Below are 23,077 nucleotides of genomic sequence, written 5' to 3' on the forward strand. Positions count from 1 at the left end.
GCCGAGAGAATCACATCCCTCGGCTTCAGTATTTTTTGCTAGTGCTTTAGCTAAGTGAGTACATTAGCTGTACCACTGAACTAGATTTATTCACGCTCTGGATTTGAAGCCCAAACGTAAAGTAGCTCTAGAGCAATCGTCGCACCTGCAAGTGAAGTCAGATCACTTTGGTCGTAAGGTGGTGAAACTTCTACCACGTCCATACCGATCAGGTTGATACCTTTCAGTGCGCGGATAATCTTCAGAATTTTGTCTGAGGTTAAGCCACCACATACAGGTGTACCAGTACCCGGCGCAAATGCTGGGTCTAAACAGTCAATATCGAATGTTAAGTACACTGGCTTGTCGCCAACGATTCCACGAATTTGCTCTACGATTTCGTCCGCAGACATATCGTTTGCTTGCATCGCGTTGATAACATTGAAGCCGTGACCTTCCTGTTTGTACTCAGTACGAATACCTACTTGAACTGAGTGACGAGCAGAGATCAAACCCTCTTTCGGCGCATGATAGAACATAGTACCGTGGTCATACGCACTGCCGTTAGCATAAGTGTCAGTGTGAGCATCAAAGTGAATCAATGCCATTTCACCGTAGTGTTTCGCATAAGCACGTAGGATTGGAAGAGTGATGAAGTGATCACCACCCAATGCCAACATAGTTTTGCCACTTTTCAGAATTTCACTGGTCGCCGCTTCTAGGCGATAGGTGAAGTCTTCCGCATCACCACAGTCAAATACTAAGTCACCTGCATCTACTAATTTAATACGTTTGAACAGATTAAAATCCCATGGGAATTTTTTGCCTTCCCACGCGAGGTTAACCGAGGCGCGACGAATCGCGTCTGGTCCCATACGGGCACCAGGTCGACCAGAAGTCGCCATATCCAAAGGCACGCCTAACACCACAACATCAGCATCCGATTCTAGCGGATCTCTCTGGTACGGCTGGCGAAGGAACGTCATTGCATTTGAATACAATGAATAATCCGTTTTAGTAAACAAATCATTCATTTAAAAATCCTCCAAATAGGTATAACCATTTAAACCATGCTCTAATTCAGCTAACACATCTTGCTGCTCGTGGTCAGCAACACGCTGAGACACCAACTGGCGATAGTTAGCTCTAATTGCGTCTACGTCGATATGCACGTAACGCATCATATCTTCAACAGTGTCACCTTCATTGATGAAAGTGATCTCTGATTCGCCTTCGTCTGTAATGTTCACTACAGCACTGTGAGTATCACCAAACAGGTTATGCATATCACCAAGGATCTCTTGGTATGCACCCACTAGGAAAAAGCCCATTAGGTAAGACGTATCTTTTGACCATGCAGGTACAGGCAGCGTTGTTTCAATGCCCTGACCTTCAACGTATTGCTCAACCGCACCGTCTGAGTCACAAGTAATATCCAACATCACCGCACGACGATCTTCCACATTCTGCAAGTTAGACAGAGGCAGAACTGGGAACACCTGATCGATACCCCATGCATCTGGTAACGATTGGAACAGTGAGAAGTTGACGAAGAACTTGTCTGCTAAACGGTCTTGCAACTGGTCCAAAATCGGACGGTGGAAACGGTTTTTCGCACTCATTTTCATGCGTAGTTCATGATAAATACGTAGCGAAAGCTGTTCTACCCAAGCACGGTGTTGCAGGTTAATTACACCTGTTGAGAACAGAGTATGTGCTTCATTGAGATCACTTTGCGTATCGTTATAAATTTCGATCAGCGCACGCGCGTCAGTATCATCATTTAACGTTTCCCAACTACGCCACATGTTCTGTAGTAGCGTAGGTGCATCCGCTTCTGGCTCAACAATCGCTTCAGGAGTGTAACCTTCTGTACCAATTACGTTGGTAATCAGCACTGCGTGGTGCGCAGTCACCGAACGACCTGATTCCGAAATAATGGTTGGCTTTGGTTGATTGTATAAGTTACATACATCACTCACAGTGCTCACAATGTTGCGAGCATACTCAGCCAAACCATAGTTCATTGAGTTTGAAGACTGGCTACGAGTACCGTCGTAGTCGACAGCCAAACCGCCACCCACGTCAAAGTACTGAATGCCTGCACCCAATTCACGAAGTTCACAGTAGAAACGAGCAGACTCGTTTACACCGTTACGCACGTCGCGAATGTTCGCCATTTGCGAACCTAAGTGGAAATGCACAAGTTGTAGCGCATCAAGTTGATCTTCTGCTTTCAAACGTTCAATAACAGATAGCACTTGAGCTGCTGCCAAACCGAACTTAGATTTTTCACCGCCACTTGATTGCCATTTACCCGCACCTTGTGATGCAAGACGAATACGGATACCTAAGCGAGGTTTAACACCTAAGCTTTTTGCTTCTTTTAGTACTAAATCAAGCTCAGAAAGCTTTTCTAGTACGATAAATACTTTGTGACCAAGCTTTTCGCCGATCAGCGCAAGACGCATGTACTCACGGTCTTTATAACCGTTACATACGATGACAGAACTTGCTTGTTGCGCCATTGCAAGTACTGCTAATAATTCTGGCTTACTGCCCGCTTCCAAACCCAGTTGTTTAGTCTCTAGCTGAGCTTGGCTCGCTAGAATTTCATCAACAACTTCACGCTGTTGGTTAACCTTGATTGGGTAAACCAGCAGGTATTTGTTTGGGTAATCGTATTCTTCAATTGCCTGATTGAATGCGTCACAAATGTTGTGAACACGTTGATGCAGGATTTGAGGAAAACGAACAAGCACCGGTAAATTCAAACCGCGTGTTTCTAGCTGACTCACAATTGAACTCAATTGCGTTTGATATTGGCCATCTTTCCTTGGTGACACATAGACTTCACCATGGTTATCGATTCCGAAGAAACCTTGGCTCCAATAATGAACGTTATAATCAGCACGTACGCGATCTAATTTAGATGATTGTTCCACATTTAATCTCACACACTAAGAGAGAATGAAGTGGCTTCGAGAGCCACACCTGACACCCTAAATGTCACGCGCTTTATCGGACAAAACAGAGGGTGTGTCTAATTATAATAATTTGTCGTTAAGACAAACTTTTATTGTTTCGTTTTATTCAAAAACTGTGAAGCCTGTTAAACCTTATCTCTCACAAAAAATCCTTTTGTGACAATGGTTTCAAGGTGATTACAAAAGTATCAATTCGCCTTAACATTCGACAATAAAGTAGACTTATAAAAATATCGTCAAATAAAAATTTTTATAATGCCAGCCTTACACATCACAACAAATTGAAACGCTATGGTAACAATAGCTTAAGTTTTTCCATCACGAGCACGAAAGTAGATATACCTTACATAAGAATGTGTTAAGTTAAGCCGACTAGAAAAAGGCGGGATAAACAGACTTATCTATAATACAAAAGCCCGTCCGAACAATGCATTGCCATTTAAACTACCACGGCATGCATAGCACTTTGTACAACCTTGGCTAATCGGAGTTACACGTTGAGCGAATATCAAGACTTAGCACAACACATTGAAATGCTGGCAAAAGCAGATGATGACCAGCAGCAAATTAGCCTTTTAAGTGAATTGGTTGAAAACGTTTTAGATTCAGGCTCTGTTGCTCTTATTCTCGAAGCATTCCCTGTCGAGCAACGTGTCAGAATGTGGCGAAGCTTGCCACTGGAAATGCATATTGACGTGTTAACTGAGATGCGTGCGGACGTACGTATTTCGGTTATCAAAAGTCTTTCAGAAATAGAGTTAAAACTCACACTTGCAAAGCTGGACAACTTATCTCTTATCGAATGGGAAGACTCTCTTCCCGATGAGATTGTTACGGAAGCGCTGCGCTTAATCAGTCGCGACGAACTGGAGCTGTATGACCAAGCAAACGAGTTTGGTGATGACGAAATTGGTCACTGGGCAGACAGAAAGGTATATACCCTTCCTTTCAGCATTACTGTTGCTCGCGCAAAGATGCTACTGGAGAAGTATCACTACGAATCACCGCAGTACATTTTTCTGATTAACAAGAAGAAAAAATTTATCGGTGTGGTGAGCTATACGGATATTTTACTCGCTGACAATGCAGATCGAATCAAAACACTCGTACTGGAAGACGCTTCCATTATCAATGCACACCTTACACTTTCTGAAGGTGTAGAAGCGCTTGAACACGCCACATTATCACTAGTGCCTGTCGTGAACGATGACGGAACTTTAGTGGGTGTTATCAACTGGCAATTTGCTTTAGGTACGCAACGGGAAATTTACGAAGCTCGCCTGATGGCAGGTACAGGTATGGACGAAGGCGATGACCTTTTTGCTCCTATTGTACGAAGCTCTAAGCGCCGTGGGGTATGGCTAGGCATCAACTTAGTTACCGCAATATTAGCTTCAATCACGATTGGTATGTTCGAAAATGTTATCTCAGAAGTGGTGGCATTAGCAGTATTGATGCCTATCGTTGCTTCAATGGGTGGGATCGCAGGAAGCCAAACTCTGACACTGATGGTTCGAGCAATGGCACTGAATCAGATCACCGTCGGTAACCGTCTCGCCTTACTCAAGAATGAAGTGGGAATCGGATCGATTAATGGATTGCTGTGGGCGTTGATCATCGGCGCAATTGCGGCGTTATGGTTCCAGTCACCGCTTATTGGTGGAACCATCGCATTGGCGATTGTGGTAAACATCGTCACTGCGGCGTTTTTCGGTGTGCTTATTCCGATTATTCTCGACAAGTTTGAATTAGACCCAGCACTAGCGGGTTCGGTAATTTTGACCACGGTGACTGATGTGGTTGGATTCTTTGCATTCTTAGGTACAGCCAGCCTTGTCATGCTGTAAAAACGCGTTTTAAAAGTAAAAAAGGTCAGAACACTCTGACCTTTTTTATTGTTTAGATTTTTGGTTTAGCAACTTAACGCAGTGCTAAACGTAGCTTCTCAACTCGGCTAAACAGCAACCAATCAAGAATCAAAGTTGCAATGATAGTAATGCCTCCTAACGGGAAGAGAATCGCTAAAGCAACCAAAGTTACTAAACCAGCTTTCCAAATGCCATTGGTTGCGAAACGAGGTGGCACACCCAACGCTGCTTTTCCTGAAGGTCGACGAATCCACCACATCACAACACCTGTAATAGATATCGCAATAAAGGCGATACAAAAGAACACGTTTAACCCTTTATTAAGCGAACTGAGATCACCTTGATGCAAAGAAACGCCCGCTGCCATCGCTTTAGCATACAAGTTGTAATCCGCCCAAGTGACGTCCACAAGTAACTTACCGGAGTACTGGTCAAAATGGGAAGTACGATCATTTCTCGGATCAGTAATATCACCAGCCATGGTGTTAGCAGCCACAGTGTAAACGCCCTTATCTCCTTTCGGGAAATAGATACGGTATTGGGTGAAACCAAGCTGTTCTGCTTTAGCAACAATCTTGTCAACACTTATTGAACCATGAGACATCTCTGGCATTGCCATATCCATTGCAGAATGATCATGCGCTGCATTAGACTCTGGCATTGGTGCAAGCTCTAAGTTCCACGGCATCTCTTCTTCGTTACCATGGTTAAGACTCGCATGCGTTAATGTCGACTCTGGCTTTTCTCCCCACGTATAGTAAGTCGGGAATGTGTTCCAAGCTTGAACCAGTGTTTTTCCCCAAATCCCTGTCCAAGAAAGACCTGAGATCAGGAAAAACAGCAAGACAATCGATAACACACCGCCAAGGTTTGCATGTACATCGCGCATAAAAATTCGCGTGCCTTGGTTCACTCTTAACTTCAAGAACCCCGCTTTGGATGCGTTATCTCTCGGCCACCACAAGTACAAGCCCGTCACCAGTAACAGTACGCCCAAACTTGCTGCAATTTCGATTAGGTAATCCCCAAAATCGCCAATCAACAATGTGGCGTGAATGCCGTTAGCCAATGAGTACCAGCTTTCGCTTCTATCGATGGTGCCAAGTACTTGTCCGGTGTAGGGATCTACCGTTGCGAAAAGATTAACGCCCTCTGGAGAACGAATAGAAACCTTATTGGCAACGCTATCAGCCTGCGCATGGATAAACTGAGTAATGGCATAATCTGGAAATCGCTGCTGAACCGCTGCAACTTGAGCGGAGACTGCCAATTCATGATGTTGTGGCGTCACCATCAGTAGTTCCTGATAGCGAGCTTGTTCAATCTCGTCATCAAACAACATCACCAATCCTGTAAGAGACAAAATCAAAATAAATGGGATAACAAACAGACCCGCGTAAAAATGCCAGCGCCAAGTCATAAAATAGAGTGATTTCGCCCGTGAAGTCGCTTTGGGCTGAGGAGGTGTTGAGTTTCTCAACATGAGCATTCCTTTTTACTGTTGCACACTCCTAATGAGTGCATGAAGGCTTAGGTCTACTGACCACTTGTGACTTTTATTATTTGAAGTATTCATTTTATGGGCGCGTACTATACCAGTCACATTGAAAAATGACATCGATAATAACTATCATTTACAACACGACGCTTGGTATAGAGCGACTGACTTTCAGATGTTGAGGTAGATATTTGGAGTTACGAGTGTTGGAAGTCTTAGTAACGAAAAAGACAGCCATCGGCTGCCTTAAATAATTTCTGTGCTATCAGTTTTTAGAGATTAACCAAATATGCGATCCCAAATACTTGGATTGCGCTTGTCATGGTACTCTTCACGCAGACTGTCGATATTTTTCAACGAGGCTTTAGCCGCTTCCAACTGTCCTGCTTGAAGCTCTGATTCAATTTTCTCTAGCGTCACTGTCAGCTTATTAAAACCTTCCAGATAAATGTCTTTTTTCTCTGGCGGATAGTCACCTAATTTGGCTTGTTCCACCAGCTCATTTAAATCAATGATAGGTTGCTGCATATCTTCAATCGTTTCAGCTTGTGCTGCTTGCTTAAATGCTTGTTTCATCTGCTTCATTGTCGCTTTTAGATCAAAATCAGCAGCAAATAGCTGAGTTGAGAGCAACACCCCTAGGCCAAGCGTTAATAGTTTTTTCATTTACTTTCTCTTCCGTGTTCGTCTTGCGTTAACCGCAAGCCAGAATAATTTTTGTTATTAATACCAGTCCGAGAACTCTTCAATCGGCTCTCTTCCGCGAAGTGCCAAAAAGCTCAAGAACTGTTGTGCACTATGAGTAATTACTTGCTTGGAATCAACACCAACATTGTTAAGAAGTTCTTCTGCTTTGGTCAGCACACCCACATCTTCACAAAAATGCGCGTCACTACCTGTGGTTATCCAAGCACCTAATCGTTTTGCCACTTCAGCGATTTGGTAGCAGCGATCAACACTTCCTACTCTGCTGTGACCTTTAAGCGTGCTGTTATTAATTTCAATAGCGACGTTATGTTCAACCGCACAGGCAATCACTGTTTCAAAATCAAAATTATAGTTTGGATTACCCAAGTGACCCAAGGCATCCACCCGACCACTCTTGATAACATTGATCAGAGCTTGAGTGTGTTCTTCTTTGCTTGAAGGTCTGAAAACCGCTTCATGGAAACTCGCAATCACCCAATCCAGTTTTTCATCAAGAGTCGGATGAATATCTACCTCACCAGCAACATTCATAATGTTGGACTCAATACCGCGAATAATCGCCACACCTTCAAGGAAGCGAGGGATAACACGTTGGTTCGCAAAGAACCAGTAGTGTGGAGCTCCGGGCATGGTTTCAGCGTGGTCGGTCATACAGAACATTGCAAGGTTGTTTTGCTTAGCCAGTTTGGCATTTTCAATCAGGGTACTGTATGCGTGACCGCTTGCGTAAGTGTGGGTATGGGTATCTACTTCGAGTTTCATTATTTCTTTCCTTACATCGCGACATGAGCAGTGTATCAGTCCCTCTATTAACTACAACCGTACAGTGTAAGTAAAACTGATTGAATATCCCTTCGCTGGTATCACCATGCTTTTCTCACATTTCAAGAATAAGCGAGTCAAACAAAGTCATTACAGAGAGAATGGTCAATAAGTTAATGATTTCCTGAAATTTTCAATAAGTATTTTTGCTTATATTTTTTGCAACTTTTCTAAGTTAGACAATACTTAAACAACCATTTGTTGAAGGGATTCTGCATGAAGCGCCGCTACTCACTCAGTATTCACATTAGTACTCTTTTTCTTATTTTAACGACCATCGTCGGAGCTGTGCTTATCGGCATTAGCTCGCAGCATGCAACACAATTACTGAGCGGTAGTGCTCAGGAGCTAAGTCAAGAAAACAGCCGCAAGCTGGAATCCATCTTTCAGAAAAGTATTGCCCCTATTTTGTCCACGTTGGACTTCATGGCGTACAGCAGTTTTATCGATGAAAACGAGCCACCTTCAGAGCAAGCGCGTTGGCTTTCTTCAATGAGATTACTCTTCGAGCGTCAAACCAGTTTAGTAGCGCTTTATTTCGGCAATGAAGAGGGTGATTTTACGATTATTCGTCCGCTGTTTGATCAACCCTCCAGAGAGCGTGTCAATGCGCCGAAAACTGCTCGGCTATTTATTAACTTCACCAAAGTAGACGGCACAAACGAATACATTTTCTTTAATCAGAACCTAGTCCAAGTTGGCTACGCCAAACAAAAGAGCAGTCAATTCGACCCTCGCACTCGCCCTTGGTATACCTCAGCTGAAAATGATGATGTTATCCGTTTAACTGAACCATACATCTTTTATCTATTTCAAACCCCCGGCGTCACACTGTCACGTCGCTCTGCCGATGGTAAGAAGGTAGTGGGCGCAGATTTTACGCTCGATTCACTATCTCAAGAGCTATCACACATTGGTTATTCACAGAACGCCAAGCTTGCGCTGTTTGACCACCAGTTCCGAGTATTAGCACAACACAACACTTCATTAAGCCTGACCGATGAAGAAGCAACCACACAACAAAAGCTCAACGACAGTATCTTCGCGCCAGTGGCCAACCGTATCAGTAGTTCAACGCTGTATGAGACTGTGGAACGAGATGGAGACGCGTGGTCTGTTACGCTCACTCCAGTCGCGCTAAGCCCTCAAATTCATCTATTGTTAGCCGATGCAACGCCACAAGATGACCTGATTGCCAGTTTACTTTCAATGCGAAACAAACAGCTTCAAGCCGCTTTCGCTCTCATGGTCGTTTGTTTTGCGGCCATCTGGTACATCTCCTCTCGCCTTGCAAGACCACTGGTCAATTTGATGGAGTTAACGGACAACATTACTCGTTTTGATTTTAAGAAAACGCGTTATCCGAAAAGTATGATCAAAGAGGTATCGAATCTTACAAAATCCATTGAGCTCATGGAGCACACATTACATGACTTGTTGAGATTACTGCGCGATACCGCCTCTAACCAAGATTTTGGTGTTTTGGCAAAAACCATTACCCATCAAAGTTATCTGGTCACTCGAGCTGAGACCATTCAGCTTTATACCTACTCGCCGGAGAAAGAAGTCTTCACCAATGTTGCTGATCACGCCATCATCCCATTTAAGATTGACCTCAACACTTTGGTAACGGGAACGCCTTGGCTACTTGCAGAGTTAAACAAAGGGGAAACTGTTCATCTGACACGCAATGACAATATCTTGCGTAAGCATCTGGATCATTTGTACAACTCCGATATCTATTTCTTCCCTCTGCTTAATCGCCAGAGACAGTTGGTAGGCTTACTGAATCTCGGTTACGAGCGAGCTATCACCTCTGAACAATATGACAAACACGCCTTCCTGCGCGAATTGCTGAGTTTTGCTGAAATCGCCAAGGACAACATCGATAAAATTCAACAACAAAAAGACATGTTGAATGCGTTCGTTGCCTTAATCGCATCCGCTATCGATACCAAGTCTCCGTACACCGGAGGACACTGCCAACGCGTACCAGTACTCACAAAAATACTGGCTGAAGTCGCTGACAAAGATACCCACTACTATCGCAATTTCTCAATGACCAAACCTCAGTGGGAGGAACTCAATCTAGCTGCTTGGTTGCATGACTGCGGTAAAGTCACTACTCCGGAATATGTGGTCGATAAAGCGACCAAACTGGAGACCATTTACGACCGAATTCACGAAGTTCGTATGCGCTTTGAAGTGCTAAAAACTCAGGCAGAAGCCGACTACTGGCAAGGCGTTGCAGACGGTGGTGATAAAGAACAACTTAAAGCTACCTTAGTGCAGACACAGCAGTCGCTAGACGACGATTTTGCGTTCATAGCCAAATGTAATATTGGCGGTGAGTACATGTCTGACGAAGATGTGGATCGTCTGCAATCTATCGCTCAAAAACAGTGGAAACGAACCATTGATGATCAGTTGGGTATTTCTTGGATTGAAGCTCAACGAGCTGGCGAAAAACAACCTTTACCTGTTATGGAAAACATCATCGCAGATAAACAAGTGCATCAAGTTAAATGGGAAGCCAATAACAAACCACAAGACACATGGCAGGAACCTTTTGTTCTTCAGCCCGGCGATTATCAGTACAACCGTGGCGAGCTTTATAACCTCTCCATTCGAGGAGGTACATTAAACAACGAAGAACGCTTTATGATTAACGACCACATAGTGCAAACCATCACTATGTTGCAACGTTTGCCCTACCCTGAACATCTCAAAAATGTGCCTGATATTGCGGGCGGCCACCATGAACGCATGGATGGTAAAGGATACCCTAGAGGCTTAAATGAAGATGAACTTTCTGTTCAGGCGCGAATTATGGCGATTGCCGATGTATTTGAAGCGTTAACATCTAATGACCGCCCATACAAACAAGCCAAAACTATTGAAGAATCCATTTCGATAATGACCAAAATGGCGACATCAGGACATATCGATCCTAAGCTCTACCTTCTCTTCCTAGAACAAGACGTTTACCAGAAGTATGCCGACATGTTCCTCGAAAAATTCCAACACAGCGACATCGATAAAGAAGAACACATTAAAACGGTGAAAGCGTATATGAAACAACAATTCTAATCCGGTTAAAAGAGTCACAAAATTTGGCTCTTTGATCGGCTATTAATGAATTTATGATTACAAATCGAACAAAAGTTAATCGATTGCGCGATCAATAGTTGATGTGTGTCAAATTGTCGTAGACAATACCGAGCTCGCGTTGGTTTGAAGTCACATTTTGATACCAAATCAACCATGTCCCGATGTCCAATGTAAAATAATGACATTGAGTACAAAGGGCGTTTCGGTTTTTCTAATGACAAAAATAGACAAAACCAATTACTTATTTGTGCATTGCGCTGCTAGGGTAAGCACATTGCTAAATAGCTCCCAAATAACTCTATTGGTTTTTGGGCACACCTAGTTTCTAAGGGAAAGAAGATGTTAATACCTGAAAACAGCAGCATCGTGATTTTTGGTGCTTCGGGCGATTTAACCTACCGCAAGTTGATTCCTGCTTTATACCACCTATTTGCAAGCAACCAACTGCCAAAATCCTTTGCAATCTTAGGCGTAAGTCGTACTGAATACAGTGACGACTCTTACCGAGAAAAATTGAAACGCTCGCTTCAAGAATTAGAGAAAACCGAACCAGAGATTCTTGATGCTTTTTGTGAATACATTCACTATCAAGCCATCAATACGTCGGATGTCGAAGATTATGTAAAACTGAAAGACCGCTTAAACTCTCTTTCAGACCAATATGCATTTGAAGAACGTAACACCCTGTTCTACCTTGCTACCCCTCCTAGCCTTTATGGCGTGATCCCTTCTTGCCTTGCTGCTCACGGCTTAAACGATGAAAAAGATGGTTGGAAACGTCTGATTATCGAAAAACCATTCGGCTACGACTTAAAATCAGCGCAAGAACTGGATATCGAAATTCACCACCATTTCAAAGAACACCAAATCTACCGCATTGACCACTACCTAGGTAAAGAAACCGTTCAAAACCTACTTGTGTTCCGCTTTGCAAACGGTATGTTTGAGCCACTTTGGAACCGTAACTTCATTGATTACGTTGAAATCACTGGTGCTGAATTCCTAGGTGTAGAAGAGCGCGGTGGTTACTACGACGGCTCTGGTGCAGTTCGTGACATGTTCCAAAACCACTTGCTACAGGTGTTAGCGATGATTGGTATGGAACCACCTGCGGCTATCAACGCGGATTCTATCCGTAATGAAGTGAACAAGGTTCTACAAAGCCTTCAGCCTTTGTCTGAAGATGACCTACGCAACAACCTAGTACTTGGTCAATATACCGAATCAGAAGTTCGCGGTAAGTTCTTACCGAGCTACCGTAATGAACCAGGTGTAGCAGAAGATTCTCGTACAGAAACGTACGTAGCATTAAAGATGTTTATCAACAACTGGCGTTGGAATGGCATTCCTTTCTACGTGCGCAGTGGTAAACGTCTACCGACACGTGTAACTGAAGTGGTTATCCACTTCAAACGCACGCCTCACCCTGTATTTGGTAAAAATGCGCCTGAGAACAAGCTGATCATCCGCATTCAACCAGACGAAGGCATCTTAATGAGCTTCGGTCTTAAAGAGCCGGGCGCAGGCTTCAAAGCAAAAGAAGTTTCTATGAACTTCCATTACGCATCTCTAGAAGAAACGAAGATGCTGACGGCTTACGAGCGTTTGCTGCTAGATGCATTAAATGGTGACGCAACGCTGTTTGCTCGTACTGATGCAGTAGAAGCTTGTTGGAAATTCGTTCAACCTATTCTGGACTTCAAACAAGATCCACAGTCTCTATACGGATACGCATGTGGTACTTGGGGACCAAAAGAGTCTGACGACCTTCTAATTAATGATGGAAGAGCATGGCGTTTCCCATGCAAAAACCTTACAGACACGGATTACTGCGAACTATGATCAATTCAAAAATTTTTCAAACAGCTGAGCAGGTTGTTGAATCACTAGCGAATGAAATGCAGCGCTACAGTGAACAAGGCACGCCTGTGCATATTTCACTGTCTGGCGGTAGCACACCAAAAATGCTGTTTAAGTTACTCGCGAGTGCACCTTATGCAAACGCTATTCAATGGCAAAACCTGCACTTCTGGTGGGGTGATGAGCGTTGTGTTGCGCCTGATGATGCAGAAAGCAACTACGGTGAAGCAAACACACTGCTATTTAGCCAAGTAAACCTTCCAGCAGAAAACATCCACCGTATTCGTGGTGAAGATGAGCCACAAGCAGAAGCTGAACGTTTCGCAAAAGAAATGGCTGACGTTATCCCATGCGAAAATGGCACTCCTGTTTTCGATTGGATCCTGCTTGGTGTTGGCGCTGATGGTCATACAGCATCGCTGTTCCCTAACGTAACGAACTACGCAGATGAAAATCTGTCTGTAGTAGCAACGCATCCAGAATCTGGTCAACTTCGCGTATCGAAAACAGCGAAAGTTTTGGAAGCGGCAAAACGTATTAGTTACCTCGTTCTTGGTGCAGGTAAAACCGAGATCGTTAATGAAATTCACACTACTCCAGCCGCTGAACTGCCTTATCCAGCAGCAAAAATTCAGTCAAAGACTGGCGAAACAGAGTGGTATTTAGATTTAGACGCAGCAGCAAAGATTGCGTGAAGGAGAGAAACAAATGAAAGGTGATATCGGTGTAATCGGCCTGGCGGTTATGGGTCAAAACCTGATCCTAAACATGAACGACCACGGCTTCAAAGTGGTTGCTCACAACCGTACTGCGTCAAAAGTTGACGAGTTCCTAGAAGGTCCGGCTAAAGGCACTAACATCATTGGTGCGTACACTCTAGAAGAGCTAGTAGAGAAACTTGAAACACCACGTAAAGTGATGCTGATGGTTCGTGCAGGTTCAGTTGTTGATGCGTTCATCGACCAACTAGTACCACTTCTGGACAAAGGCGACATCATTATCGATGGCGGTAACACTAACTACCCAGATACTAACCGTCGCGTTGCTGCGCTACGTGAAAAAGGTATCCACTTCATTGGTACTGGTGTTTCTGGTGGTGAAGAAGGTGCTCGTTTCGGACCTTCAATCATGCCTGGCGGCGCACCAGAAGCTTGGGAAGCGGTTAAGCCAATCTTCCAAGGTATCTCTGCAAAAACTGATGCTGGCGAGCCATGTTGTGACTGGGTTGGTAACGACGGTGCTGGTCACTTCGTTAAGATGGTACACAACGGTATCGAATACGGCGACATGCAGCTAATCACTGAAGCTTACCAGTTCATGAAAGATGGTCTTGGTATGTCTGCAGACGAGATGCAAGCTGTATTTGCTGATTGGGACAAGACTGAGCTAAACAGCTACCTAGTTGAAATCACTGCTGACATCCTTGGCTACAAAGATGAAGACGGTGAACCACTTGTTGAGAAAATCCTAGATACGGCTGGCCAAAAAGGTACAGGTAAATGGACAGGTATCAACGCGCTAGACCTAGGCATTCCTCTAACTCTAATCTCTGAGTCTGTATTCTCTCGTTGTCTATCGGCACTGAAAGACCAACGTGTTGAAGCTGAAAAACTGTTCGGTAAAGTGATTACTCCAGTTGAAGGCGACAAACAAGAGTGGGTTGATGCACTACGTCAAGCTCTGCTTGCTTCTAAGATCATCTCTTACGCTCAAGGCTTCATGCTAATGCGCGAAGCATCAAACGAGAACGGCTGGGATCTAAACTACGGTAACGTAGCGCTAATGTGGCGTGGTGGTTGTATCATCCGCTCTGCATTTCTAGGTAATATCCGTGATGCATTCGAGAAGAACCCAGAACTTGCATTCCTAGGCTCTGATGAGTACTTCAAAAACATTCTACAAAGTAGCCTAGTTGCATGGCGTAAAGTAGCTTCTAAATCTCTAGAAGCTGGTATCCCAATGCCATGTATGACTTCTGCTCTAACGTTCCTAGACGGTTACACAACTGCTCGTCTACCAGCGAACCTACTTCAAGCTCAACGTGACTACTTCGGTGCTCACACTTATGAGCGCACTGACCGTGCACGTGGTGAATTCTTCCACACTAACTGGACTGGTACAGGCGGCGACACTGCGTCTACAACTTACGACGTTTAATCGTTATAAGTGACCAAACAGAAAAGGGATGCTTGATGCATCCCTTTTGCTTTATTAGCCTGTTCTTTAGTGTTTGTGCTTATCCGCCGGTACTAAGATATACGTTTCTTTGTTGTGACCTTTCTTCTTGCCCGGGTGTTTTCCATGCGCTGGATGTTCATGGTAATGATGCTCTTCCACCACTTTTACTACTTTCACTCTTTCGACCGTATCGACTCTTCTGGTATTACAGTCGCCCGTTTTAATAGAGACATCTTTATTCGCTACCGCAACACAGCCTAACTCTATATCGACTTGTGAGCCTGAGGCCTGCGCCTGTGTCGACATTAATGCACTTAGCAGAAGTAATGGTGAAATTATCCCGTATCGTTTCATATTGGTTCCTTTTGAGCTGATTCGTCGCCAATTTAAACGTGTGTTAACAACTCACTCAATATGGTCAGAACAACACTGACAATCATATTACCTACCCTATACATGGCATTGAAAAGCGGATAAAAAAAGAGCACCAAACGGTGCTCTTCATGACATTTGAAACAAATTATTAATGGACTTTAAACTGCCCAACAACCTGCGATAGATCGCTAGATGTACCACCTAGCTCACGGCTAATGTTGTCTGTTTCCGCAGCACTATCATTAAGCTGACCAATCAATGCCTGAATCGCTGCCATGTTACGGCTAACTTCTTCAGTAACATGACTTTGCTGCTCTGCTGAGGTTGCCATCAGGGTGTTCAGATCATTAATTTCCACGACTGAAGTCGTTACCGTGTTGAGTGACTCCATCACTTTGTGTGTGCTTTGCGATGTCGCTTCACAGCTCTTACGTGTGGTTTCCATCTTGCTCACCACATTTTCAGAGGTGTTATTGAGCTTAGAAAGCATCTCGTTAATTTGCGCCGTACTTTGTTGAGTACGAGCCGCCAATGCACGAACTTCGTCGGCAACAACCGCAAAACCACGACCTTGCTCACCCGCACGCGCCGCTTCAATCGCCGCATTCAATGCGAGCAGGTTGGTTTGCTCAGCAATGTCGCCAATCACTTGAAGAACTGTACCAATTTGTTTGGTGTCTTGGTTCATTGCGCTGATGGTATTCGACATTTCCGCCACATCCGCTTCCAGCGCCGTAACGCTGCGCACAGCTTGGTTTACGGTTTGTTTGGATTCGTCTGCGTAAGTGTTTGTTAGTTCAGTCAGCTTGGCTGCGTCTGCTGCACTTTGCGCGATAGAACCTGCCGTCGCACTCATTTCGTCAATCGCAGTAATTACCTGTTCTGTTTCAATAGTATGTGCATTTAGCATCTGCATGTTTGATGCAGACTGGCTGCTTAAATGGTTAACCGCTGAATCAATTTTCTCTGATGAACTTGAAACTTCGATAAACATACCCTGAAGCTGTTCTATGAAACGGTTAATCGATGTTGAAATCTGACCAATTTCGTCTTGTGAAGCCACGCTCAAGCGCTGAGTTAAATCACCGTTGCCCTGAGAAAGGTCAGCAACCAGCTCTTTTAGACGCAACAACGGCTTAAACGCAAAGTGCAACATGGTGACGCTTAAACCTATGATGATCACGGCACAAATAAGTAATGCTAGCGTGATCTTCCAGTTCAGGCTGTCGGTATTAGCTTGAATATTTTCTAGGTCAATGTAACCGTTCAGTGTCCATGACTGGCCACCAAGATCAAACTTACGTTCAACGGGAATCAGGTTTTCACCTGTCTTATCAGAGAAAATCGTAATGTTGTTCTCTGAGATCAATTCCATATAGCTGCCAGAAAGAGAATAAGCTTCAAGAATCGGTTTCAAACCACTTAAGTTAAGAGTGAAGAAGTTCGATGAACCATCAAGATGTTTGATTGAAATATTTAGAGTTGGTTGACCATCGACAATAATAACCTCACTTACGGTTGGTTCAGCGGTAAGGCTTTCTGACAGAGTCATGTATTTTTGTGTTTCATCCTGCTCGAGCACTCTGCCAGTATCATCAAACGCGTAGCTACTAGCTAAACGGACGATATGAGCGAAACCTGCAGACTCTTTCGTCGTGCCGATGTCCATCATGTTAAATTTAAGGCTTTTCGCTAGGTTCAACTTGTCTTGTAACTCACCCTGCAGAGTTTTGTTCACTAACTCTATATTGTGTTCAATTCTGGCGGTATCTGACTGATAGATGTATGTGCTGATAAAGTGGTTAACACTGAGATATGAGACAAAAATGGTGATTGCGATAATGGCAACAATTAGCGATATAATCTTGTTCTTAAAGGAAAAACTCTTCATAAGTCTTCGCGTCCTTCACAAAGTTCTTAGCCTACTGATCCCGATAAAACAGTGAGCTGATGGTGAATAGAGTATTTATTATTATGTGGGTGATCAGTTAACTGCGTGTTGGCTACGCTTGATACAAACTCCCTATCAAGCTGACTTTCTACTCTTCGTCACAACAGCTGAAAGCGCGAGTTTTCCTACAACTAACTAAGCCTCATTTATTATTGTCGGCTCATTGTATCCAAACTTAATATGAAACTATGAGGAGTAGTTCAAAGATGAACCTACATCGTGCGGTAAATGAGACTTTGGTCATGTTTTTGAGCTAAATTGACTAATTTTTCTAACACGGCGTTTCATTTTAAGCAGGCAATATTTTAACAATCATCAGATGAAAAGCATTACTTCGCTCATCAAAGCTGATATGAGGCCCAAAAAAAGAGCACCAATCGGTGCTCTTATTATCGAAATCTAATAAACGTTAGGTTCAGTTAACTTTGAATTGATTCACTACTTCGGAGAGATCCGTTGAAGTACCTCTCAACTCTTGGCTAATCGTGTCCGTTTGTGAAGCACTGTTATTCAGCTGACCAATCAGTTCTTGGATCGTCGCCATATTACGGCTGACTTCTTCCGTCACATGGCTTTGCTGCTCTGCTGAGGTTGCCATTAATGTGTTCAGGTCATTAATTTCAACCACAGATGCAGTAACCGTGTTGAGAGATTCCATTACCTTATGCGTGCTTTGCGAAGTTGCTTCACAACTTCTACGAGTAGTTTCCATCTTGCTCACTACATTTTCAGAGGTGTTATTGAGCTTAGAAAGCATCTCATTGATTTGCGCCGTGCTTTGTTGAGTTCGCGCCGCCAAAGCACGAACCTCGTCCGCAACAACCGCAAAACCACGGCCTTGTTCACCAGCACGCGCCGCTTCAATCGCTGCGTTCAATGCCAGTAGGTTCGTCTGCTCTGCAATGTCACCAATCACCTGAAGTACTGTACTTATTTGTTTTGTGTCCTGATTCATAGCGCTGATGGTATTCGCCATTTCCGCTACATCAGATTCCAACTCGGTCACGCTGCTTACCGCTTGGTTTACCGTCTGTTTCGATTCATCGGCGTAAGTATTAGTAAGCTCAGTTAGTTTAGCGGCGTCTGCTGCGCTTTGCGCAATCGAGCCGGCTGTTGCACTCATTTCATCAATAGCAGTGATTACCTGCTCGGTTTCTATGGTATGCGCATTTAACATCTGAATATTTGATTCAGACTGGTTACTTAGATTACTTACAGCCAAATCAATTTTCGATGATGAGCTAGACACTTCGATAAACATGCCTTGAAGCTGTTCGATAAAGCGGTTAATTGATGTTGAAATCTGACCGATTTCATCTTGAGAAGCTACGCTCAAGCGTTGAGTTAAATCGCCATTACCTTGGGATAAGTCAGCAACCAACTCTTTAAGACGTAGTAACGGCTTAAACGCAAAGTGCAGCATAGCAACACTCAAAGCAATAATAATTGCAGCTGAGACAAGCAGTGCTAGGGTAATCTTCCAGTTCAGTTTATCTGTGTTAGCTTGGATATTATCAAGGTCGATATAGCCATTCAGTGACCATGTTTGACCATCAATCGTGAACTGCTTTGAAACAGGAATGACGTTATCACTCGCTTTATCAGAGAAAATGGTGATTTGGTTTGCCGATATCAGCTCCATGTAACTGCCCGGCAATGAATACGCTTTGATGACATCTTTAAGCTTGCTGATGTCCATTGTGAAGAAGTTCGCTGAACCATCAAATTTTTTCAGCGCGATGTTGACGGTTGGCTTTCCATCTACCATCTCCACACCACTCATGGTTGGCTCTTCGCTAAGTTGTTCAGCAAGTTTGAGGTATGTTTCTGTTTGCTCATCATCTAATGAGTTAGCTGTATCATCAAAAGCATAGCCGTTTGCCACCAACACGATACTAGCAAAACCGGTTGATTCTTTGGTCTCTGCAATATCCATCATGCTGAAGTTTAGACTTTTAGTCAGTGCCAGTTTTTCTTGTAGTTCTCGTTCTAGCTGAGCGGTGACTAACTCGATGTTGTGATTAATTCTCGCTGTATTCGATTCATAGATGTAACCACTGATAAAATGGTTCACGCTCATATACGAAACGAAAATGGTGACCGCAATGATGCTAGCGATCAACGCGATTATCTTGTTTTTAAAAGAAAAGGTTTTCATGTATTTCAGTATCCCTACTACAAAATGATCAGCGTTTGAATAGACTTGATTTGGCTGACCACAAGCTTACTTGTTGTTACATTTGCAAAACGATTGTAACACCAATTGAGAATATTAATTAATAATATTCTCAATGCATAATTCTGAGAAATATAACAAATTGGTAGCTATTTATCGTCGAACAGGCGGTAAGTGTAAAGAACGAGTTAGCTGTCTATGGAATGCAAATCACTCGCAAGGCTACGCCATTCATAGACCGTCTCTCTGAAATGTTGAATCTGCTTAGGTGTGGAGAGATGAACAATACTGAGAATATATTCATTCGATTTTTGTTCGTTGTAATTCAGTTTTGCCTTGAATACAGGGCTGTAAAAGCCCTCTTGCTCATAAAGCAATTTGTGCAGCTGCTGATTGAATACAGACTCATCTGCGCGTTCATCAAGCAATCGTTTTATTTCTTCGCGCTGACCAGTTTGAAATGCAATCCAATCGTCCGTGGTAATTTGCAACGACTTTGCCCATTGAGTCACTAACTGCTGTTGCTCACTATTTAAGTCACCTAGCCACTGCTCCATCCGCTCAGTAATACGTTCTTGGTATTTGGCTCGAGTTTCGTTTTCATTCAAACCTGCATATTTGTCTGAATACTTTTGGTGGCGCTTAGCCATTGCTTGCATAAATTCTTCTACCTGTTTGTCAGATAGGTCGCTGGCAAGAGGAAAGATACTTGGAAATATACGAGTAACTAAGCTTTGATAATGTTGATAAATCCAATCTCTGTGCTGTTGAAGTTGTTCCAAAGTGAGTGTTTTGGGATTGATTTCCAACAACTCGTCAAATTGCACGATGTAGTTGTTTAACTCTTCACTTTGATGCCACTGGCTAAGGGCATGGATTTGTGTTTTGACCAAACTCTCTTGTTGATCGGTTAAAGTCACGTAGTCGTCCAGATATTCAAGCACAAACCAATCAATATGATGGTAAACAAATTTGGTACCGCAGCCAGCAAGCAGTACCGATATCATCAATAGCGTTATCCATCTCTTCATACCTACGTTCCTTTTGCTCCCTGCACTTAATATGTATCACTAAAACATAGCAGTCTTAAGACGTTGCAGCCTCTAAACCTTACGGCTATACAACCAGATGTGAATTCACTCAATTACATAGCTGCCAATCCCTCGGTGCGATTGAGATCTCAGTTACTACCACTTTTGTACAGTATTATTGTCGGTTATCCCACTCATAGGACGTACGTTTCAACAACGTATCCGCCTTTGATGCAGCGAACGAAAAGCCACAAGTGAATATATGCAGTTACATGAACAATTAGCACAACGTATTGTCGATCGAGCGCAAAAAATCATTAAATATCCTCTCAACGTTATGGATGAGACAGGCATTATCATTGCGTCGACCAACCCTGCCCGTAAATACCAAAAACACGGTGGCGCAGTACTGGCATTGAGTGAGCTGAAACCTATCGAAATATCTGAAGGCATGTTGCCAGAGTTTCCCCATGTTAAGCCGGGTGTAAACCTGCCAATTATCTTTAATCAAGAACCAATTGGTGTTATCGGTATTTCAGGCCCGTTAGAAGAAGTGCGTCCGTTTGGTGAAATGGTGAAGATGGCTGCTGAAATGGTCGTTGAATACACCTCCATGATGGAAATGACACGCTGGAGCGAACGCAAACTTGAAGAGCTTCTGCTTGAGTGTATCGACCCGAATGCATCACAAGAACACATCACCAATATGGCTGCGCAGTTAAAAGTCGATATTTTCAATCATCATGCTATTTGTGTGATTGAAGTTGGTAACTCTGGTGATCAAAAAGAAGTGGTTCGTGTACTCAATCAGTGGTCACGTAAACGACTCAAAGCCGAATACTCTTACAAAACAAACTTAGTGCTGCTCAATGTGACAGAGAAAGAGAAAAGCGGTGAAACCGTCATTGATGACTGGCAGAGCATTACTGGCTATTTAGCCGAATCACTTAAAGTGGATTTCCATTGCTCAATTGGTGCTATTTATAGCCAACCACAGAATCTTCATTACGCATTTGAAAGCGCAATGGCGACGATGAAAGCAGGACAACGTTTGAATCCGGAAGCGAAGTTTTATCCGTTCGCTCAATATGAACTCCCTGCTCTGTTTGAGAGCAGCTTATCTCGCTGGCAACGAGATAAGCTTTCTACTCACGTTCAACAGTTAGAGCTGGCTGATCCGACACTGATCCATACAATTTTGTGTTGGTTTGAAAACAGCTGTGACATTAAGAAAACATCCAACGTTCTCTATGTTCACCCCAACACCCTTAGATATCGCATGAAACGGGTGGAAGAAATTTGCAATATTGATTTGCACAACTTTAGAGATATGTGCCGTTTGTATTTTAGTTTGATTTTATAACGTTAAACTTTGACCAACTTGGATTGCAGAGGCAATGTTAAACGCACTGCGGGTAACATTTGCTTTTGCTTCTTTCTTAATCTCATCAAAAGTGGTGATTTTATAGACAGAGTCAAAGGCGCAATCAATACCGTGCTGATAAACCTCATCGATCTCATCACCCAGCGCTCCTGCAATCGCAATCACAGGTAACTGGTAATGTTTGGCAATTCTTGCCACACCCACAGGTACTTTACCGTTAACACTTTGACTGTCTAAACGACCTTCACCAGTGATCACTAAGTTTGCATCTTTTACCATCTCTTCCAAGCCAACAGCATGAGTCATGATGTCGATGCCTGGACGAAGGTCTGCATCTAAAAATGCATAGAATGCTGCACCCATACCCCCTGCCGCACCAGCGCCAGGAATATGATCTACTTGTTTTCCTAGGTCTTGCTCAACTACTTTGGCAAAGTTAGCTAACGCAGCATCAAGACGCTTTACCATTTCAGGTGTTGCTCCTTTTTGCGGACCATAGATATGAGAAGCGCCATTTAAACCAGTTAGAGGGTTGGTGACATCACAAGCGACTTCGATATGACATTCACTCAAACGTTTATCAAGATTACTCGCATCAATATGAGCCAGTGTCTCAAGTGCTAAGCCACCGTAAACAAGCTCGTCGCCTTGTGCATCTTTGAACGACACGCCCAATGCTTGCATCATTCCACAACCTGCATCATTCGTGGCGCTGCCACCTATGCAGATAATCATATGGCGAATACCTTGATTTAAGGCGTGGTCGATGAGCTGTCCTGTACCAAAAGTGGTCGCTGTATAAGGGTCTCGATGTTCAGGAGCAATCAGTTCAATACCGCTGGCTGCTGCCATTTCAATAAACGCGGTCTTTTTATCGCCGGAAATACCATAGAATGCTTCGTGATGGTCGCCCAATGGACCTATTACATCAGTGTGCACCATCTCACCGCCTGACGCGTCGACTAAGGCTTCAACTGAACCTTCGCCACCGTCTGCAACTGGACATTTCACATACTGATAATTGGGAAATACTTGTCTAAATCCTGACTCGATAGCGTCAGCGACTTCAATCGCGCTTAAGCTCTCTTTGTACGAATCAGGTGCGATTACAATCTTCATCAATAGACACCACTCGATAAAAAAAGGAAG

At 43.5% G+C, this 23,077-nt stretch carries 16 protein-coding genes; 6 read left to right on the forward strand and 10 right to left on the reverse strand.

The features are described from left to right. Positions 1 to 86: 86 nt before the first annotated feature. Both speB and speA read right to left on the reverse strand, forming a co-directional pair. Positions 87 to 1,013 (reverse strand): agmatinase, encoded by a 927-nt coding sequence (speB, locus tag ACOSVQ_RS20195; protein ID WP_491984225.1) that lies wholly within the window; start codon positions 1,011 to 1,013, stop codon positions 87 to 89. Further along, positions 1,014 to 2,924, reverse strand: coding sequence for an arginine decarboxylase (gene speA, locus ACOSVQ_RS20200; protein WP_491984226.1), 1,911 nt, complete (start codon positions 2,922 to 2,924; stop codon positions 1,014 to 1,016). 539 nt (positions 2,925 to 3,463) lie between these two features. Here speA and ACOSVQ_RS20205 point away from each other — a divergent pair. Further along, positions 3,464 to 4,813: a magnesium transporter gene (locus tag ACOSVQ_RS20205; protein ID WP_491984227.1), complete on the forward strand. Its 1,350-nt coding sequence runs from the start codon at positions 3,464 to 3,466 to the stop codon at positions 4,811 to 4,813. Positions 4,814 to 4,886: 73 nt separating this feature from the next. On the opposite strand, the gene ACOSVQ_RS20210 is transcribed toward ACOSVQ_RS20205, so the two are convergent. From ACOSVQ_RS20210 to ACOSVQ_RS20220, 3 genes are all read right to left on the reverse strand, one after another. Further along, complete coding sequence (locus tag ACOSVQ_RS20210; protein ID WP_491984228.1) at positions 4,887 to 6,317, reverse strand: PepSY-associated TM helix domain-containing protein; 1,431 nt, start codon at positions 6,315 to 6,317, stop codon at positions 4,887 to 4,889. 294 nt (positions 6,318 to 6,611) lie between these two features. Further along, the gene (locus ACOSVQ_RS20215; RefSeq protein WP_491984229.1) at positions 6,612 to 6,998 is read right to left on the reverse strand and encodes a cytochrome b562; all 387 of its coding nucleotides are present in this window, start codon (positions 6,996 to 6,998) and stop codon (positions 6,612 to 6,614) included. Positions 6,999 to 7,055: 57 nt separating this feature from the next. Further along, positions 7,056 to 7,802 carry a phosphatase gene (locus ACOSVQ_RS20220; RefSeq protein WP_491984230.1) on the reverse strand — a complete coding sequence of 249 codons (747 nt, stop codon included), beginning with the start codon at positions 7,800 to 7,802 and terminating at the stop codon, positions 7,056 to 7,058. A 276-nt stretch (positions 7,803 to 8,078) separates the two neighbouring features. Here ACOSVQ_RS20220 and ACOSVQ_RS20225 point away from each other — a divergent pair, with 276 nt between their 5' ends. The 4 genes from ACOSVQ_RS20225 (at position 8,079) to gnd (ending at position 14,990) form a co-directional block, all read left to right on the forward strand. After that, entirely contained in the window at positions 8,079 to 10,952 is a 2,874-nt protein-coding gene (locus tag ACOSVQ_RS20225; protein ID WP_491984231.1) for an HD domain-containing phosphohydrolase, read from the forward strand. A 360-nt stretch (positions 10,953 to 11,312) separates the two neighbouring features. After that, positions 11,313 to 12,815, forward strand: a complete 1,503-nt coding sequence (gene zwf, locus ACOSVQ_RS20230) for a glucose-6-phosphate dehydrogenase (RefSeq protein WP_491984232.1) — start codon at positions 11,313 to 11,315, stop codon at positions 12,813 to 12,815. After that, positions 12,812 to 13,528, forward strand: a complete 717-nt coding sequence (gene pgl, locus ACOSVQ_RS20235) for a 6-phosphogluconolactonase (RefSeq protein WP_491984233.1) — start codon at positions 12,812 to 12,814, stop codon at positions 13,526 to 13,528. Before zwf ends, pgl begins: the two co-directional genes overlap by 4 nt. 13 nt (positions 13,529 to 13,541) lie before the next feature. After that, a complete protein-coding gene (gene gnd, locus ACOSVQ_RS20240; protein WP_491984234.1) occupies positions 13,542 to 14,990 on the forward strand; it encodes a decarboxylating NADP(+)-dependent phosphogluconate dehydrogenase in 1,449 nt (482 codons plus the stop codon). Between the two features lie 66 nt (positions 14,991 to 15,056). Here gnd and ACOSVQ_RS20245 read toward each other — a convergent pair whose 3' ends face one another. The 4 genes from ACOSVQ_RS20245 to ACOSVQ_RS20260 all read right to left on the reverse strand — a co-directional run bounded on the left by ACOSVQ_RS20245 (position 15,057) and on the right by ACOSVQ_RS20260 (position 20,544). Continuing rightward, a complete protein-coding gene (locus ACOSVQ_RS20245) occupies positions 15,057 to 15,365 on the reverse strand; it encodes a hypothetical protein (protein ID WP_491984235.1) in 309 nt (102 codons plus the stop codon). A gap of 169 nt (positions 15,366 to 15,534) precedes the next feature. After that, complete coding sequence (locus ACOSVQ_RS20250; RefSeq protein WP_491984236.1) at positions 15,535 to 17,277, reverse strand: methyl-accepting chemotaxis protein; 1,743 nt, start codon at positions 17,275 to 17,277, stop codon at positions 15,535 to 15,537. 475 nt (positions 17,278 to 17,752) lie between these two features. After that, on the reverse strand, positions 17,753 to 19,495 hold the full coding sequence (locus tag ACOSVQ_RS20255; protein WP_491984237.1) for a methyl-accepting chemotaxis protein: 1,743 nt from the start codon (positions 19,493 to 19,495) through the stop codon (positions 17,753 to 17,755). Between the two features lie 206 nt (positions 19,496 to 19,701). Beyond that, positions 19,702 to 20,544, reverse strand: coding sequence for a DUF6279 family lipoprotein (locus ACOSVQ_RS20260; protein ID WP_491984238.1), 843 nt, complete (start codon positions 20,542 to 20,544; stop codon positions 19,702 to 19,704). Between the two features lie 262 nt (positions 20,545 to 20,806). Here ACOSVQ_RS20260 and ACOSVQ_RS20265 point away from each other — a divergent pair, with 262 nt between their 5' ends. Then, positions 20,807 to 21,907, forward strand: coding sequence for a CdaR family transcriptional regulator (locus ACOSVQ_RS20265; RefSeq protein ID WP_491984239.1), 1,101 nt, complete (start codon positions 20,807 to 20,809; stop codon positions 21,905 to 21,907). On the opposite strand, the gene ACOSVQ_RS20270 is transcribed toward ACOSVQ_RS20265, so the two are convergent. Further along, entirely contained in the window at positions 21,902 to 23,047 is a 1,146-nt protein-coding gene (locus ACOSVQ_RS20270) for a glycerate kinase (protein WP_491984240.1), read from the reverse strand. The genes ACOSVQ_RS20265 and ACOSVQ_RS20270 overlap by 6 nt on opposite strands. Positions 23,048 to 23,077: the final 30 nt, after the last annotated feature.

It is taken from the genome of Vibrio sp. HM8-C (assembly GCF_058630515.1).

What these genes read in the sequence shown, in the direction of transcription:
- speB (WP_491984225.1), bottom strand. Translation starts at nt 1,013, where the DNA reads ATGAATGATTTGTTTACTAAAACGGATTATTCATTGTATTCAAATGCA.
- pgl (WP_491984233.1), top strand. Translation starts at nt 12,812, where the DNA reads ATGATCAATTCAAAAATTTTTCAAACAGCTGAGCAGGTTGTTGAATCA.
- ACOSVQ_RS20250 (WP_491984236.1), bottom strand. Translation starts at nt 17,277, where the DNA reads ATGAAGAGTTTTTCCTTTAAGAACAAGATTATATCGCTAATTGTTGCC.
- ACOSVQ_RS20265 (WP_491984239.1), top strand. Translation starts at nt 20,807, where the DNA reads ATGCAGTTACATGAACAATTAGCACAACGTATTGTCGATCGAGCGCAA.
- gnd (WP_491984234.1), top strand. Translation starts at nt 13,542, where the DNA reads ATGAAAGGTGATATCGGTGTAATCGGCCTGGCGGTTATGGGTCAAAAC.
- ACOSVQ_RS20220 (WP_491984230.1), bottom strand. Translation starts at nt 7,802, where the DNA reads ATGAAACTCGAAGTAGATACCCATACCCACACTTACGCAAGCGGTCAC.
- ACOSVQ_RS20210 (WP_491984228.1), bottom strand. Translation starts at nt 6,317, where the DNA reads ATGTTGAGAAACTCAACACCTCCTCAGCCCAAAGCGACTTCACGGGCG.
- ACOSVQ_RS20225 (WP_491984231.1), top strand. Translation starts at nt 8,079, where the DNA reads ATGAAGCGCCGCTACTCACTCAGTATTCACATTAGTACTCTTTTTCTT.
- ACOSVQ_RS20215 (WP_491984229.1), bottom strand. Translation starts at nt 6,998, where the DNA reads ATGAAAAAACTATTAACGCTTGGCCTAGGGGTGTTGCTCTCAACTCAG.
- ACOSVQ_RS20245 (WP_491984235.1), bottom strand. Translation starts at nt 15,365, where the DNA reads ATGAAACGATACGGGATAATTTCACCATTACTTCTGCTAAGTGCATTA.
- zwf (WP_491984232.1), top strand. Translation starts at nt 11,313, where the DNA reads ATGTTAATACCTGAAAACAGCAGCATCGTGATTTTTGGTGCTTCGGGC.
- ACOSVQ_RS20270 (WP_491984240.1), bottom strand. Translation starts at nt 23,047, where the DNA reads ATGAAGATTGTAATCGCACCTGATTCGTACAAAGAGAGCTTAAGCGCG.
- ACOSVQ_RS20255 (WP_491984237.1), bottom strand. Translation starts at nt 19,495, where the DNA reads ATGAAAACCTTTTCTTTTAAAAACAAGATAATCGCGTTGATCGCTAGC.
- ACOSVQ_RS20260 (WP_491984238.1), bottom strand. Translation starts at nt 20,544, where the DNA reads ATGAAGAGATGGATAACGCTATTGATGATATCGGTACTGCTTGCTGGC.